This window comes from Algoriphagus mannitolivorans DSM 15301 (assembly GCF_000429425.1).
In the GTDB taxonomy this organism is placed as follows: domain Bacteria; phylum Bacteroidota; class Bacteroidia; order Cytophagales; family Cyclobacteriaceae; genus Algoriphagus; species Algoriphagus mannitolivorans.
Map to the genome: position 1 here is coordinate 164733 of NZ_AUBV01000001.1, position 15155 is coordinate 179887.

13 protein-coding genes are annotated in these 15155 nt (G+C 40.6%); 7 read left to right on the forward strand and 6 right to left on the reverse strand.

The features are described 5' to 3' along the window. Nucleotides 1-75: 75 nt before the first annotated feature. Nucleotides 76-1440: a TIGR00366 family protein gene (locus G458_RS0100755; RefSeq protein WP_026950202.1), complete on the reverse strand. Its 1365-nt coding sequence runs from the start codon at nt 1438-1440 to the stop codon at nt 76-78. A gap of 52 nt (nt 1441-1492) precedes the next feature. Here G458_RS0100755 and G458_RS0100760 point away from each other — a divergent pair, with 52 nt between their 5' ends. Beyond that, nucleotides 1493-3241 (forward strand): sensor histidine kinase, encoded by a 1749-nt coding sequence (locus G458_RS0100760; protein WP_169719242.1) that lies wholly within the window; start codon nt 1493-1495, stop codon nt 3239-3241. Here the strand turns inward: G458_RS0100760 and G458_RS0100765 are convergent. Next, nucleotides 3238-4266 (reverse strand): acyl-CoA reductase, encoded by a 1029-nt coding sequence (locus tag G458_RS0100765; protein WP_245579209.1) that lies wholly within the window; start codon nt 4264-4266, stop codon nt 3238-3240. The two genes, G458_RS0100760 and G458_RS0100765, sit on opposite strands and share 4 nt — an antisense overlap. Before the next feature lie 122 nt (nt 4267-4388). Here G458_RS0100765 and G458_RS0100770 point away from each other — a divergent pair, with 122 nt between their 5' ends. From G458_RS0100770 to cas6, 5 genes are all read left to right on the forward strand, one after another. Beyond that, nucleotides 4389-4736: a 4Fe-4S binding protein gene (locus tag G458_RS0100770; RefSeq protein ID WP_026950205.1), complete on the forward strand. Its 348-nt coding sequence runs from the start codon at nt 4389-4391 to the stop codon at nt 4734-4736. A 181-nt stretch (nt 4737-4917) separates the two neighbouring features. Next, nucleotides 4918-5247 carry a DUF3276 family protein gene (locus tag G458_RS0100775; RefSeq protein WP_026950206.1) on the forward strand — a complete coding sequence of 110 codons (330 nt, stop codon included), beginning with the start codon at nt 4918-4920 and terminating at the stop codon, nt 5245-5247. 69 nt (nt 5248-5316) lie between these two features. Beyond that, on the forward strand, nt 5317-6411 hold the full coding sequence (locus G458_RS0100780) for an AI-2E family transporter (RefSeq protein ID WP_026950207.1): 1095 nt from the start codon (nt 5317-5319) through the stop codon (nt 6409-6411). Continuing rightward, nucleotides 6411-7508 carry a redox-regulated ATPase YchF gene (gene ychF / locus G458_RS0100785; protein ID WP_026950208.1) on the forward strand — a complete coding sequence of 366 codons (1098 nt, stop codon included), beginning with the start codon at nt 6411-6413 and terminating at the stop codon, nt 7506-7508. Before G458_RS0100780 ends, ychF begins: the two co-directional genes overlap by 1 nt. Before the next feature lie 99 nt (nt 7509-7607). Further along, nucleotides 7608-8498 carry a CRISPR-associated endoribonuclease Cas6 gene (cas6, locus tag G458_RS0100790; protein WP_026950209.1) on the forward strand — a complete coding sequence of 297 codons (891 nt, stop codon included), beginning with the start codon at nt 7608-7610 and terminating at the stop codon, nt 8496-8498. Between the two features lie 33 nt (nt 8499-8531). Here the strand turns inward: cas6 and G458_RS0100795 are convergent, their stop codons facing one another. Together G458_RS0100795 and abc-f are read right to left on the reverse strand one after the other, a co-directional pair. Further along, the gene (locus G458_RS0100795) at nt 8532-9800 is read right to left on the reverse strand and encodes a type IX secretion system plug protein (RefSeq protein WP_026950210.1); all 1269 of its coding nucleotides are present in this window, start codon (nt 9798-9800) and stop codon (nt 8532-8534) included. Nucleotides 9801-9835: 35 nt separating this feature from the next. Continuing rightward, entirely contained in the window at nt 9836-11761 is a 1926-nt protein-coding gene (gene abc-f, locus G458_RS0100800) for a ribosomal protection-like ABC-F family protein (protein WP_026950211.1), read from the reverse strand. A 90-nt stretch (nt 11762-11851) separates the two neighbouring features. Between abc-f and G458_RS0100805 the strand changes: the two genes are divergently transcribed. Beyond that, nucleotides 11852-13039 carry a PQQ-dependent sugar dehydrogenase gene (locus tag G458_RS0100805; protein WP_026950212.1) on the forward strand — a complete coding sequence of 396 codons (1188 nt, stop codon included), beginning with the start codon at nt 11852-11854 and terminating at the stop codon, nt 13037-13039. A gap of 25 nt (nt 13040-13064) precedes the next feature. Here G458_RS0100805 and G458_RS0100810 read toward each other — a convergent pair whose 3' ends face one another. After that, nucleotides 13065-14384, reverse strand: a complete 1320-nt coding sequence (locus G458_RS0100810) for an ABC1 kinase family protein (protein WP_026950213.1) — start codon at nt 14382-14384, stop codon at nt 13065-13067. Nucleotides 14385-14387: 3 nt separating this feature from the next. After that, on the reverse strand, nt 14388-15053 hold the full coding sequence (locus G458_RS0100815; protein WP_026950214.1) for a TetR/AcrR family transcriptional regulator: 666 nt from the start codon (nt 15051-15053) through the stop codon (nt 14388-14390). Nucleotides 15054-15155 lie beyond the last annotated feature (102 nt).

Here is a 15155-nt window from a genome sequence, read left to right on the forward strand (position 1 = left end):
ACAAAAAGATAACCTCTCGTGTATTACAATGGTTCCTGATAGACCTGAGAGGCAAGATTTTCAATCTTCCTAGAATTACAGAAAAAGCCAGATCATCAAACTCAAGAATACTATTCCAACCCCAAAAAACATCAAACAGTATGGAAGTAGCTTTCGAACCGATACACCTGAAATGGAAAGAAGTGGCAGTGCCCAAAAGGGCTGAAGTAAATTGCTGATCTGATCTCCGTAAGCAAATGCCAAGGCCATTTTGGCAAAGGAAAGCTTTAAAATCTCTGCAGTTTTCATAATCAGGGGTCCCTGAACTGCCCACTGCCCTCCTCCTGAAGGAATGAAAAAATTCACCAAGGCAGCAGAATAAAAAGTAAATAGAGGGAAAGTGCTTTCTGTTGCCCATGAGGCTGTCCAGCCAGCTAATTCAACGAGCAATCCTGAGCCTAAGATTACCCCCATTATCCCACCATAAAAGGGAAACTGAATGAAAATGTCTAAAGAACTTTTTAATCCCTCTTTGGTAGCTATCATAAAATTATTCCAGGATCGATAAAAAATCAGAGATAATCCGAAAAGTAAAAAGATCACCCAATTCAAGGAAATTGAAGACAATCCCCTATTTCCTCCAAAAACCAAATCCAGCATCAATATCACTAAAAACAAAAGGCCTAACCAGAGGGCTAATTGATCCTCCTTCCCTTGAGAAACACTGGGGAAATTTTGCATTTCATTTTCCTGATATTCTTGGGCAGATTTTTTACTGATAATAAAGGCTGTAAGACCAAAAACAAGAACCAACCCGAGGGTAACAACCAGGTTTTGGATTGAAAGAATAGTTTCTGTGACTGGAATAATCCCAATTTCATTTGCTAAACCATGCTTGGCCTCCGCTATGCTTAATAAGGAGGAAGCGGATAATCCCCCATGCCAAACCGCCATTCCTAAATACCCGCATGCTGCCAGCAATTCAGGATTTGATTTTTGCTTTTTTTCGACCAAAGCCAGATGAACAAACCTTGCTAACAAAGCCCCGGTAATCAATCCAAACCCCCAGTTTAACAGTCCTGCGAACTGCGAAACGGCAGCTACCAAAAGAACCGCTTCAGATAGGTTTCCTGGTTTGGCCGATAAATTCCTCAAGGCTTCATTGATTGGTCTGTATATGGCCAAGGCAAACCCGAAAGCAAGGACCATCATCATTTGGAGGGTAAATGCCAAAAGGCTAAAAAAACCATCTTTCCAAAAACTCAAAGAGAGAATTATAGCATTGAAAGGGTTTTGTTCGGGACCGGAAATCCTCCAAATACCCAGAAAAAGTGTAAGGAAAGTCAAAATGGACACCAGTCCGATCGGGCTGAAAATTAAAATTTGAAAATTTGAAGTCCTGCCTCGGCTCAAGTCTTTTTTAGTTTCAATTATTACGCTATAATAGTACAAATTTTCCACCCTAAAATTCCAGTTTCCTTATTTGATGGAGTTTATCAGCAATCCTTACGCAATGATCTTGCTCGTTTCCGGGCTGATAGTAGGGGTGATTTCTGCAAGCATTGGATTCCAGTTTAAGGACTCCTTGCGTTGGATAGGCTTCACGATGTTTTCCATCGCTGTTTGGGGATTTTTTTATGGGATTGAGCTTCTCCACACAGAAGTAAGAGACATGCTGTTTTGGACCAAGATCGAATATCTCGGTCTCTTATCAGCTCCAGCTTGCTGGATGATTTTTTCCATGAAATATACCAGTGTTGACTCCAATAAAGTCAGGCTCATTACAAAAGGGCTTTTGTCATTTGCCCTAATTAGCTACGGATTGGTAGCCACCAATTCATGGCATCACTTACATTACAAAAGTTACTGGTTGATTGATTCGGGCCCCATTCCATTATTGGGGATTGAAAATGGCATTTGGTATTATGTGCAAACTGCATATGCCTATATCTGCTTTTTTCTAGGCACCTTGATCCTTTGGAAAAGGTTTCGATTTGCCAATGTCCACTTTAGAATTCTAACCCGGCTTCTAATCATCGGTGGATTCTTCCCGTTATTGTTAAATCTACTCTACCAAACTTCCATTTTAAAACCTTTCAATGGCTTAGACCTTACCCCTTTCGCATTTCTATTTTCCTACTTATTCGTAGGGATTGCAATTGTGAGATTTAAGCTTTTAGATCTCAAGCCCATAGTTCGGGACAAAATCCTTGAAATGTTTTCTCAAGGAGTTTTGGTCCTTGATCCCAAAAAGAAAATTGTCGATTTCAATCCAGCAGTGAAATCCCTTTTCAGTAATTCTGAACTCGTAAGAATTGGACAAAGTGCCGAGGAACTTTTTAAAACTCGTCCGAAAATCCTGGAATTCTACGTGGAGTCCTATGATAATAAAAGCGAGTCCAAGTTGGAGCTTGATGACATTAAACCATTTTTAAAATTGGAACTCGTCCCCTTGTTGGATAAAAAAAATCAGATTTCAGGTCATCTTCTCTTGATTGAAAATATTACGCAGGAGATTGAAACAAACGAAAAACTAAAACAACAAGCGGTTGAACTTCAGCAATTGAACAACTTGAAGGACAAGTTTTTCAGTATCATTTCCCATGATCTCAAGGGACCGATTTTTGGAGTCAAAGAGCTTATTCATCTGACACAAAGCGGACTGATATCTCATGAAGAATTCTTGGAGATTCTTCCGGAGGTTTCCAGAAATATGGAGCAAGTAGCTAATCTCCTTGAAAACCTATTGGCATGGACCAGTTCACAATTGCGCGGTGAGCACATAGTCAAAAAGGAATTGGAGCTCACCACAATTTTAAGAAGTCAAAAAAACCTTCTCCAAAGAATCGCCAAAGAAAAAAATATCAGCATCGAACTTGAAAACCTTGAGGAGACTTGGGTCGAAGCTGATAAAAACATGCTGGAACTGGTTATCAGAAATCTGATTTCCAATGCGATCAAATTCTCTCCTCCCCATCAAAAGGTGGAAGTGAGCCTATCTAAAAATGAAAAAGAGGTTACTGTCTGTGTGAGAGATTTTGGAGTGGGAATTGAGGAAGAAAACTTGACCAAGCTAAACTCTGGTACCTCCTTCACCACGCGAGGCCAAAATAACGAAAGCGGCACTGGCCTTGGACTGATCCTTGCCCGAGAGTATATTTTTAAAAACGGAGGAAAATTGACAATCAACTCCAAAGTCGGGGAAGGCTCCAAGTTTTGTTTCACCTTACCCCTTGTGGAAACTCATCCAGGAGTTAACTAAACCAGACTGGATAAGAACTTCAAAGTATCCACCTTATCTGCGTAATCCCATGGGGCTGGCTTTTGGGCGGTTCCAAATGGGATGAAAGCAGGACACTCTGATCTCTTTCCTACCATTACTTGAATTTTATTTTTTTGAGATTCCAACTCCTGGATCAATTGTGGAGCATCCTCATAGTATTCGTAGTACAACACCCCAATCGGGGAGACCAGCTCTTTGCTTTCTCTGAGCAGGAGAAATCCATTATCCAAATGATCTACTCGATTGACCAAGTAAATGGACTTATTGTACTCGTAATTGTTCAGGTATTTATGATTGTCTGCTACATATTTATACTTCTCTAATATCCCCAGAAGTCTATGAAGGATCTCCTCATTTTTGACAAAGAGTTTAGATACATTTCTACAGCCTAATCCGAAATAGGAAAAAATATCAAATCCTAAATCTTCCAAATCCTGATCAGATTCAGACCCTGTGAGAATTCCGACAGATGTTCGGTTGGAGCGGATGATATTGGGATACTTTCCAAAGTAGTAATTGAAATATCTTGCGGAATTATCACTTCCTGTTGCGATATAAGCATCTTTTCCTTTGAGCATTTCTTCCAAGGAAATAAAAGGCTTCAGCCGTGGCTCAAAATCAGTAAGCTCCTGAATCAGCCAAGTAGAAAAAAATGAATCCGCAGAGCTCAGCTTAATGGAAGCCTTATGGCCTGAAATCAAAACTGAGACCAAATCATGAAATCCCACACCGGGAATATTCCCTGCCATAATGATTCCGACATTTTTCGGTTCCTTCAATTCTGGTAAAGTATAGGCACTCACCCATTTTCGAAGGTTATTTTCCTCAAGAAGAAAAGCAATTCCGTCCAAGGCCAAAAAAATGGAATCCTGCGTAAACCAATTATTTTGATGATGTGACCTTCTTGCCAGACTTTCTTTTTCTTCAGATCCTAAGCTGGAAATTCTCATTCCCAGCGCTACCAAAGCAGAAATTCTCTCCTCTAATGTCAAAATTGAATTCATAGCCCAAAGTTATTGAAAAGGCTCCTAAGGATGGAATTATTTTAAATTAATTAGTATGACAACTTTTTTTTTGTCTGTATGTTGTTCAGATTGTAATTTTGAACTCCTAAACAAATGCAACCATGGCGATAATGATTACAGACGAATGCATCAACTGCGGTGCATGCGAACCTGAATGTCCAAATACAGCAATATATGAAGGTGGAGTAGAGTGGACTTGGGGAGGTGGAACAAACCTAAAAGAAGTGACCTTGGAAGATGGCACAGTAGTCAGTGCTACCGAGAAGCAGGAACCTGTTTCAGATGAATTTTATTACATCGTCACTGCAAAATGTACAGAATGTAATGGATTCCACGAAGAACCACAGTGTGCGGCAGTATGCCCGGTGGATTGCTGTGTGGATGATCCTGATCATCCAGAGACTGAGGAGGAATTACTGGCCAAAAAAGCTTTTCTTCATGGAGAATAAAGGTGGCGAAAGCCACTTTTTTTGTTTGTACGAATTCCTAATTAACTTCTGATTTTTAGCCGATTGCAAAAAAGATTCGCCCATTAATTCAAAAAAAACAAACTTCCATTTTGAATTGTAGGTTTCTTTTCATTTATCTTAGTTGCACTTAATTCACATTTCAACCCAAAAAGAAAGCACTGTGGAAGATCATCGAGGATATGATAGAGAAGAAATATTCTCTAAAAAAGTAAAGGCTGGAAAGAGAACTTACTTTTTCGACATCAAATCAACCCGAGCCAATGATTACTATCTTACTATTACCGAAAGCAAGCGAAGAGTAAATGGAGATAGTTTCACTTACGAAAAGCACAAGATTTTCCTCTACAAGGAAGATTTCTTCAAATTTGTCAATGCACTTAACGAGGCTGTAGATCATATCAAAACTGATTTGATGCCTGATTTCGATTTTGAGCGCTATGAAAATGAAGATTCGGAAAACGAAATGAATGACGAGTTAAAATGGGAATAGGAATTTCTTCCTGACCATCTGTATTCTACTATCTTTGAGGAGGCTAAGCCTCCTTTTTCTTTTGATGATATGCAGCGGTTTTTCCTTTACCTGATTCTATTCATACTTGCCTTTTTGGTGTTCGCTTGGTATTTCTCCAACGTCACCTCCTATCTGGTTATTTCCCTGATAATCGCAGCAATCCTCAGGCCGCTGACGAATAAAATCAACGATTTCCACATTTTTGGACAGCATATTCCTCGATGGATCGCAATTCTTATTTCCTATGGAGCCATCTTATTGCTGATTTTCCTGTTTGGAATGGTCTTTTTCCCATTGATCAATGACCAGGTATCTCTTCTTTCTCAATTAGACTTAGATTCGATTTACAATCAGTTGCAGGAGCCTCTCTCGTTGCTCGAGAACTTCCTTTTTAGAAATAAACTGATGGAAAATGATCCCGGAATTCTTCTGACTGAGTTAAAGTCCTCCGTCATTGGGTTTTTCAAAGGAATTGATTTGGGAGGATTTATCAGTGGGGTCATAGGAATTACTTCTTCAATTTTTGTGGGAATGATGGCAATTGCTTTCATTACCTTTTTCCTTTTATTAGAAAATGGCCTATTGAGAAGAAACCTGCTAAACCTGATCCCAAACTCCTATTTTGAAATTTCAGTCGCCACCTTCACCAAGGTGGAAAAGCTGCTTTCCAATTATCTTTCAGGTCTCCTGATTCAAATGACTTTAATTTTCCTGATTGCAGGAATGGGGCTGGGATTACTTGGGATTGAATACGCTTTGACAATCGCGCTTTTTGCGGCCATTGCCAACTTAATCCCATACGCCGGCCCCATATTGGGAGCTACTTTTGGGATAATAGTCGGACTTTCCACGGGTACATTTGACACACAACAAGAGTACAATTACCTTTTGATCAAAATACTGGCAGTTTTTTCTGTGGTACAAATCACTGATAATGTGCTGATTCAGCCATTGGTTTTCTCCAAGTCTGTGAAAGCTCATCCCCTTGAAATATTTGTTATTATCTTTGCCGGGGCAAAAATCGCCGGAGTAGTGGGGATGATATTTGCCATTCCGGTATATACCATTTTCAGAGTGTCTGTGATGGAGTTTTACTCGGGATACAAATCGTACCGAATCTTTAAAATCAAAGCAACAAATTAATGGCTTTACAATGTGGCATTGTGGGACTTCCAAACGTAGGTAAGTCCACCTTGTTTAATGCACTATCCAGTGCCAAAGCAGAGGCAGCAAACTTCCCTTTCTGTACTATTGAGCCCAACGTCGGCGTAGTAACTGTACCTGACAACAGGCTAAAAACCCTTGAGGGATTAGTTAGTCCGCAGCGCGTTGTACCTACTATCATTGAATTTGTAGATATCGCGGGTCTGGTAAAAGGTGCCTCCAAGGGTGAAGGGCTGGGAAATAAATTCTTGGCAAATATCCGTGAAGTGGACGCCATTATTCACGTGATCCGTTGCTTTGAGGACGAAAACATCGTCCATGTAGCAGGAAGTGTGGATCCAATCTTCGACAAAGAAGTCATAGACACAGAGCTTCAGCTTAAGGATTTGGAATCGGTGGAGAAAAAAATCCAGCGAATAGAAAAAATAGCCAAGTCAGGAGATGCAAAAGCAAAGAAAGAACTAGAAACGCTTCAGCTTTTCAAATCCGGCCTTCAATCAGGATTGAATGCCCGGGCTGTGGAAGTGGATAAAGAAGATTTAGAGGCGGTTAGGGATTTACATTTATTGACTATCAAGCCGGTTCTCTATGTAGCGAACGTGGATGAAAAAAGTATCCATACCGGAAATAAATTTGTAGACCAGCTTAGAGAAAAAGTAAAAGAAGAAAATGCTGACGTAATTATTCTTTGCGCAGCTATTGAATCTCAAATAGCTGAGTTTGAAGATCCTGAAGAAAAGGAGATGTTTCTTTCAGAATACGGTTTGGAAGAAAGCGGTTTGAACAAGTTGATTTCAGGAGCTTATGCTTTGCTCAACCTAATCACCTACTTTACCGCTGGTCCTCAGGAAGTTAGAGCCTGGACTATCCGTAAAGGTTGGAAAGCGCCCCAAGCTGCAGGTGTAATCCATACTGATTTTGAGAGAGGATTTATCAAAGCTGAAGTGATAAAATTGACAGATTATCAACAATTCAAGACTGAAGCAGGATGTAGAGAAAATGGTAAAATAGCCATTGAAGGGAAAGAATATATCGTTCAGGACGGTGATATAATGCATTTTAGATTCAATGTTTGAGGTTTTTTAAATTTTATTTGTACTTTTGAGCACTGCTTATCCACCCAAAAACATAAGTATTTTATTCCAATTATTGTCTCATTTCATTTTTAAATCACCGTGAGAGTTAGACTAATATTTTCACTAAAAAACAAGGGGTCCTACCTACCCTTCCATCACCAGTATATTCTGGCTCAGTTCCTTAAAGGATTGATTGTAAAAGGAGGTCGTGAAGAGTTTTATAATTATAACTACTTCAATTTCTCAGGATTAAAAGGCCAGACTAAGGTCAGTAGAAGCGGTTTGCACTACTACTCTAGCCTTGTGACCTTGGTTCTCTCTTCCCAAAGCGAGGACTTCATGGATTACCTGTTGGAACAGGTTTTTGCTACGCCAAAAATCGAATTGGGTAATTTGATCCTTTCCCCGGAATACACCGAATTGGAAACTGAACCTGTATTGGAGACAGCCAACAAATTTGTGTGTATTTCTCCATTGGTGTTGATTACTCCGGCATTCAATGAAGAAATCGGAAAGCGATTTATTAATCCGGACAGCGATGAATTTTCCGACTTGCTCTATGAATCTACATTGACTAGAATGGAAAAATCTGGCTGGTACACTCCAGAGCAAATGGAGTCTTTCTACAAGTTTCAGGTAGTACCTGATATGACTTACGTCAACAAGTTGAAAGAACAACAGAAGAAATTCGCAAGAATCTATGCGGTGTACGACATGGATGTGAAATACGAAGTAAGAGGTTATACTTTGCCTTTTACGCTCTATGCCGCTCCAGAAGTACAAGACTTCGTTTTCAAATGTGGTCTTGGAGCCTTCACGCACAAAGGATTCGGAATGCTGGATTTGGCTAATCATCCATCTGGAAACAGAACGACGACCTACAAATTCAAAAGAGAAGGGTTTGTTCCATATAAGCCATCCGACAGGGTTCGACAAAACGTCGCACCAACCTCTGAAGAAGAGGAAGGCGGAGAGTCTGAAGAAAATTAAAAAACAAAGCCCTCAAATGAGGGCTTTGCTATTTTATAACCTCCGTCGATTGGGTTGCAAATACACATAGCCAGCTAATTGATCATATCGGCTCCCCAGATTTCTGAAATAAACGAATACCTCGTATTCATTTTCAGTCTCAAAGTGACTTCCTTCCAGAGGCTCTGTATTGATCTCGCTTCCTTCAGAATACCCGTACTGGAAATCATACCAGCCTTGCTTCAGTAAAATAGAGGTCGAATACACGTTATTTTTCGGATCGTATTTCATATCCGCCTCTTGGCTTTTTCCCCAACCGGTCAGAGATCCAATCATTTTGATTTTTCGGTTAGGATCCGCTCTCAGATAGAAAGTAGTATAGATATATTCACTTTCGACTTCTGCATCTCCTCCGGGTCGATCATTGGTAAAAACCAAATACTGTCCATTCAAATCCAGGTATTGGGAATAGGTGCCCCCGGGTCTCGGAATATCCAGATTAGACTCAGCCAAAATAATATTTTCCTCCACCTTGACTGAGGAGACATTCACACCGGTCGCTCTAATAAACCTCAAATCCACAAATCTAAATTCATTTCCTGCCCGAAAAGTACTGCTTCCATCAAAAGGCTCATACCGAATAGTTTTCGCCATTTCATTCAAGAAAGTAGGTTTGGAAAGGTATTTTGCATTGTCCCAACGCTGATTTTGCCGAATTAAAATCTTGATTTGAGTATTCGGATCCATCACCTCGGCTTTGGAATAATTGATGATCGTATTGATCTGCTGAAGAGCCCTTCTGTCTTCCGACTGTGTAGGAGGTACGACTGCTGCACCTACAGTGAACAGATCCTCATAAACCATAAACCGTTTAGTCAAAATCACATCCTTTTCATCGCGGTTACGATAGACTTTCAAGATATAATTCCCTGATTTGGTGACCCTTGGAACCTCGAATCTGTAATGGATATATGGAATTCTTGTATTTACCGAATACGCATATTCCTCAATCGTGTATTGATTAAAATTGATGGAAAAGTCATTGTCCCGAAGAGATGATTTCTGCCAGTCTGCATTACAGTGAATCAACTTTGCGGTATATAATTCCGGATCATAGGCCAAGTCATCAAAAAGCAGAACCAAAGACCTTTGGTCACTCAGGGATATTACCGGAGCATCCAACTGACTGGCAGTTTGATTTCCAAGAGGAAAAAGTCGAACCGACTGGACATCCTGAGAATAAATTCTATCCTCCAAAACCTGAGCAAAGCTCTCCCCTATTCCTAATAGTAAAAGAATTGCCGAAAGAAGTATTCTGATCATTTCTGAAGATAGATATTTTAGTCCAAACACTTTGATTAGGCGATTTTCTCTTGAAGTGTCGAGATCTGATCTACCAAGTCTTCCCACTTTCCATTTGCCTCATGTAAGCTATTTTGAATTCGTTGATAGCCCTCCTGGATTTTTGAGGCTTTTTCCTCATCTGAGTAGATATCAGGATCTCCTAGTTTCTCTTCAGTTTCTGCTTTCAAAAGCTCCAAAGACTCGATCTCCTTTTCAATTTTTGATAGTTGCTCCTCCAGCTTTTTCAGCTCTCTTTTCGCATTTTGGATTTCAGGAGTGTTTCTTGGTGTCTCGGGCTGAGCCTTTTTTGCTGGTTTTTCCTCTACAGGAGAAGTCTTTAGCTCAGCTTGTTGGCTTTTCCAAAATTCATACTCATCATAGGTTCCAGGATATTCTTTGATCTCTTGGTCCTCGATGTACCAGATTTTATTAGCCACCCCCTTAATAAAGTGTCTGTCGTGGGAAACGGTCACAAAAGTCCCCTCATACTGCTGAAGCGCCTGAATCAGGATATTGACTGATTGAAAATCAAGGTGGTTGGTAGGTTCATCCAACAAAAGGAAATTTGCCTCCGAAATCAGGGTCTTGGCTAAAGCCACTCTTGATTTTTCCCCTCCAGAAAGGACTTTGATTTTTTTGAAAACATCGTCATTGGTGAATAAAAAACAACCCAATACATTTCTCAATTCCGTTTCCGACTTGGCACTTCCTGCTTGAGCCATTTCTTGAATGATTTCATTATCCAAGGTCAAAGCTTCCAATTGGTGCTGTGCAAAAAAGGATTTGATCAAATTGTGTCCTTCTGTGCGCTCTCCCTCGATTTTTTCGGAGCCGTCAATAATTCGGAGTAGGGTCGATTTCCCTTTTCCATTGGCTCCGATCAAGGCAATTTTATCACCTCGCTCTATTCTTGCGGAAGTGTTTTTCAAAATCACCAAATCTCCATAAGCCTTGGACACATGATCCAACACGACTACATCTCTTCCCGACTTTTGGGAAAATTTAAACTTAAAGTTCACAAAAACTTCGTCGCTGACCACCTCATGCACCCGGTCAAGTCTCTCCAATGCCTTGATTCTGGATTGGACTTGGTTGGACTTGGTAGCCTTAGCTCGAAATCGTTCAATAAACCTTTCGGTTTGCTTGATCATTTGCTGCTGATTTTCATAGGCATTCTGCTGCAGCTCAGACCTTAATTTCTTTTCTTCCTTATAAAAGGAATAGTTCCCAGGATAGGTGGTTAAGGTTTGGTTGGCAACCTCCACGGTAGTATTAATACAATTGTCAAGAAACGTCTGGTCGTGAGAAACCACCACTACTGCTCCTTCATAGTTCTTGAGATAATTTTCTACCCATTGAATAGAAGGTAAGTCTAGGTGGTTGGTAGGCTCATCCAGCATCAGCAAGGATGGCTTTTCCAAAAGAAGTTTGGCAAGCATGACTCGCATTCTCCATCCTCCGGAAAATTGTCGAAGTGGCTTTTGTAAATCAGCGGTTTGAAAACCGATTCCTTCCAACACTTCCTCAGCCTTCGCTTTGATGGTATAGCCTTCATTCCGCTCAAAGCGGTCCTGAAGCATCGCAAGTTTATTGATGATTTCCTCGGAATAGTCACTTTCCATTTGCTTCAGTACTTCGTCAATTTGATCCTGCAAAGCGAGGGTCTCCTTGAAAGCTGCTAGAGCAACATTCAAAATACTTTCATCGGACTGGTAGGAAAGCAAATCCTGATTTAGAAATCCAATGGTGCAATCTTTCGCTTTTTGAACCTCACCGGTCGTGGCCTGATAATCCCCGTTAATGATCTTCAATAAGGTGGATTTCCCGGTTCCGTTTTGTCCTACCAAGCCGATTTTATCTTTTGGCTTGATGTGTAAGTTGGCATTTTCGTATAGCGGTCGCCCGCCGATGAAATAAGAAAGATTACTAATCGATAACATGCCCCAAAAATAACCAATGACCCGCTTATCCCGCTTCATTGGGAAAACAAATCCGAATGAATTAGCTTTCTTTTAGAAAAATCTAAAAACATGAATCACCTCAAACCCATAATTTTCAGTTTGTTCTTGGCTGCATTCTCTCTTACTGCCTGTGGGCAGGGTAAGTTGAGCCCCATTTCTACACCGAACAGCAACAATAAACGGAGTATTCAAAATGCCAAGGCTGAGGTAAAGCTTGACCAGCTTAAGCTTCCGCCAGGATTTAAAATCTCCGTTTGGGCAGCAGATATCCCAAATGCGAGATCCATGGCCATCTCTGATAATGGAATTGTATTTGTCGGAAACCGTCAAGAAAAAAATGTCTACGCCGTAGTCGATGAAAACGGAGACGGTAAGGCTGATGCCAAATTTATTTTAGCGGAAGGACTTCGCATGCCCAATGGAGTAGCCTACAAAAACGGAGACCTATATGTCGCAGAAGTAAATAGAATCCTACGCTTCAAAGACATCAAAAACACGCTAACCAACCCAAAATATGAAGTCATTTATGATGGATATCCCACCGATGCCCATCACGGCTGGAAATTCATTGCCTTTGGTCCGGATGGAATGCTTTATGTGCCTGTAGGAGCTCCTTGTAATATCTGCGAAAAGGAGAACCCTATTTATGCGAGCATTACCAGATTAGATGTTTCCAAACCGGGGTCCAAACCGGAAGTATATGCCCATGGCGTGAGAAATACGGTAGGGTTCGACTGGAGACCAGGCACATCCGAATTGTGGTTTACAGACAATGGCCGCGACATGATGGGGGATGATATTCCTGACTGCGAATTGAATCGTGCTACTGCCAAAGGGCAGCATTTTGGATATCCTTACTGGCATGCAGGCACGGTGAAAGATCCTGAATTCGGAGATAAGGGAAAGGCTGCCTCGGCTTATGTAGCCCCGGCTGCGAAAATGGGCCCACACAATGCTCCCTTGGGAATGAGATTTTACGAAGGTGGGATGTTTCCTACTACCTATAAAAACAGCGCAATCATTGCCAAACATGGAAGCTGGAATAGAAGCAAAAAAGCCGGCTATGAAGTCGTAGTAGCCAAAGTGGATTCCTCAGGAAAAGTAACTGGACAGGAAACTTTAATTTCTGGCTGGCTAAATGATGCCACTCAAGAAGTCTGGGGAAGACCTGTAGATGTTCAAGAATTACCTGACGGTAGTTTGTTGATTTCAGACGATATGGCCAATTGCATTTATCGGTTGACCTATTCAAAATAAAAAAGGGAGGCAATGCCTCCCTTTTTTAATTCAACCAATCTGGTTTTGTGGTAGTTACTTTTGCTTGTAGTTGGTTTAGTAAATTATACAGTCCAAAATAGGTTCGATTGATGTAAAGTCCATGTCTGGAACCTCTCGCCTGTCTTGACTTTTTGAACATTTTGTCGTTGGAAATTCTATCTCCCAGCTGGAAAATCTGTTCGAAGTAGCCATCATCTGCAAAATCAAAACTTTCCACATGAAATGGCTTCCCGAGTAAGGAAATCATTTCTCTGAACACTCCTTTGAAATACATTTTTTCTTCAGGTGTATCTCTATCTGAAATGAACTCCAATCTGTAGAAAATCTTTTCCAACTCTTCCTCTTTCATTCCCAAATCCTTTTTGATGAGAGAAAAATACCCGGTATAGAAATCTTCAGGGATTACTTTCACACAGCCGAAATCAATGATCCCCAGCTTACCATTTTTTTGAATAATAAAGTTGCCTGGATGAGGATCCGCATGTACTTGCAATAGATTATGAACTTGGTGATGATAAAAATCCCAAAGTGCTTGCCCGACTTGATTCTTCTCCTCTTGGCTAGGATTGGTTTCCATCCATTCTTTGATGTGCAATCCATCAATCCAGTCCATGGTGATGATTCGTTCCGAACTTAGTTCATCGTAATAGGTTGGGAAAACCAGATTAGGGATTTCCGAGCAAGACGTAGAAATCTCCCTAGAGCGTTCCACCTCCAAATGGTAGTCAGTTTCTTCAAGAAGTCTTTCTTCTACCTCTTCCATGTAATGATCCAACTCTTTCTCATTCATATTCAGAAGCCTGAGCGCAAATGGACGGACCAACTTCAAATCTGAACTGACTGAATTGGCAACTCCAGGATATTGGATTTTTACTGCCAATTTTTTTCCATTTAGTGAAGCCTGGTGGACTTGGCCGATTGAGGCAGCATTCACTGCTGATCTGGAAAAACTTTCAAACATTTCCTCCGGACTTTTCCCAAAATATTTTTGGAAAGTCTTTATGACCAATGGATAAGAAAGTGGCGGTGCAGAATATTGTGCCATGGTAAATTTATCCTGATACGCTCTGGGGAGCAGGTTTTTATCCATGGACATCATTTGAGCAACCTTCAATGCAGAACCTTTGAGCTCACTCAAGGAGTTATAAATATCCTTGGCGTTATTTTCATGAAGCTCCTCTTTGTTCAAAGCTGGATTGACCATTTTCTTGGCGTAATGCTTTACATAATTCCCACCCACTTTTGCACCGGTGGTGATGAACTTTGTCGCACGCTGAACTTTTGAAACAGGAATTGACTCCTGCTCACTTACTTTGCTGGCCATGATTTATTTGTTTTGGTAGAGGAACTTGGCAAAATCCAAGAATGAGTCTAGGGCACTTTTCCCCATCAGGTCAAAGGCTAGGTTTACTGCTTTTTCAATGGCGGCATCGGTTTTTTCAAACCCTGGACTATTGTCGTCAAGCCAAAACCTGAATACAAAGGCCAGTTGAAGCCAAAGTGCTTCGTCGTATTTTTCTGAGATATAGGGTCTGGAGGCAATTTCTTGTGTCTCCTTCCCTGAGGCAATTACCTCGGTAGCAAACTCTTTGAATTGAGTTTTAAATTCTTTGGTATCCTGAGTAAGAGATTTGAGTGATTTCACTTTGTCAGAATACATCAACAAGAGATAGGATCTGTTTTTCTTCAGTTCTTCAATCCAAGTAAACAAAAAGCTTAAGAACTTTTCTCGGGAGCTGTAAGACTCATACACTTCCTGTGCCTGAATGGATTGCACTGTATTGTCAAAAATTCCCATCCAAATCGCTGAGCGGATGGATTCAAAAGAAGTAAAATAGGTGTAGAATTCTTCTTCTTTCAGCTTGATGCTTTTGGCAAACTTGAAAACAGAAGCCGGCTGAGAGCCATTTTCCAATACATAGGTTAGATACCCTTCCAATATCTGTTTTCTTTGATCTTTCTTACTCGTTTTCTTGGCTGTTGCAGTCTCCATAGGAAATCAATATTTACTTCATTATTAACCTATTTGCTTCGACTTCTGTTTTCTTTAAAACAAAAAAAGCCAGAAAATATTCTGGCTTTCGTAAGTATTTGT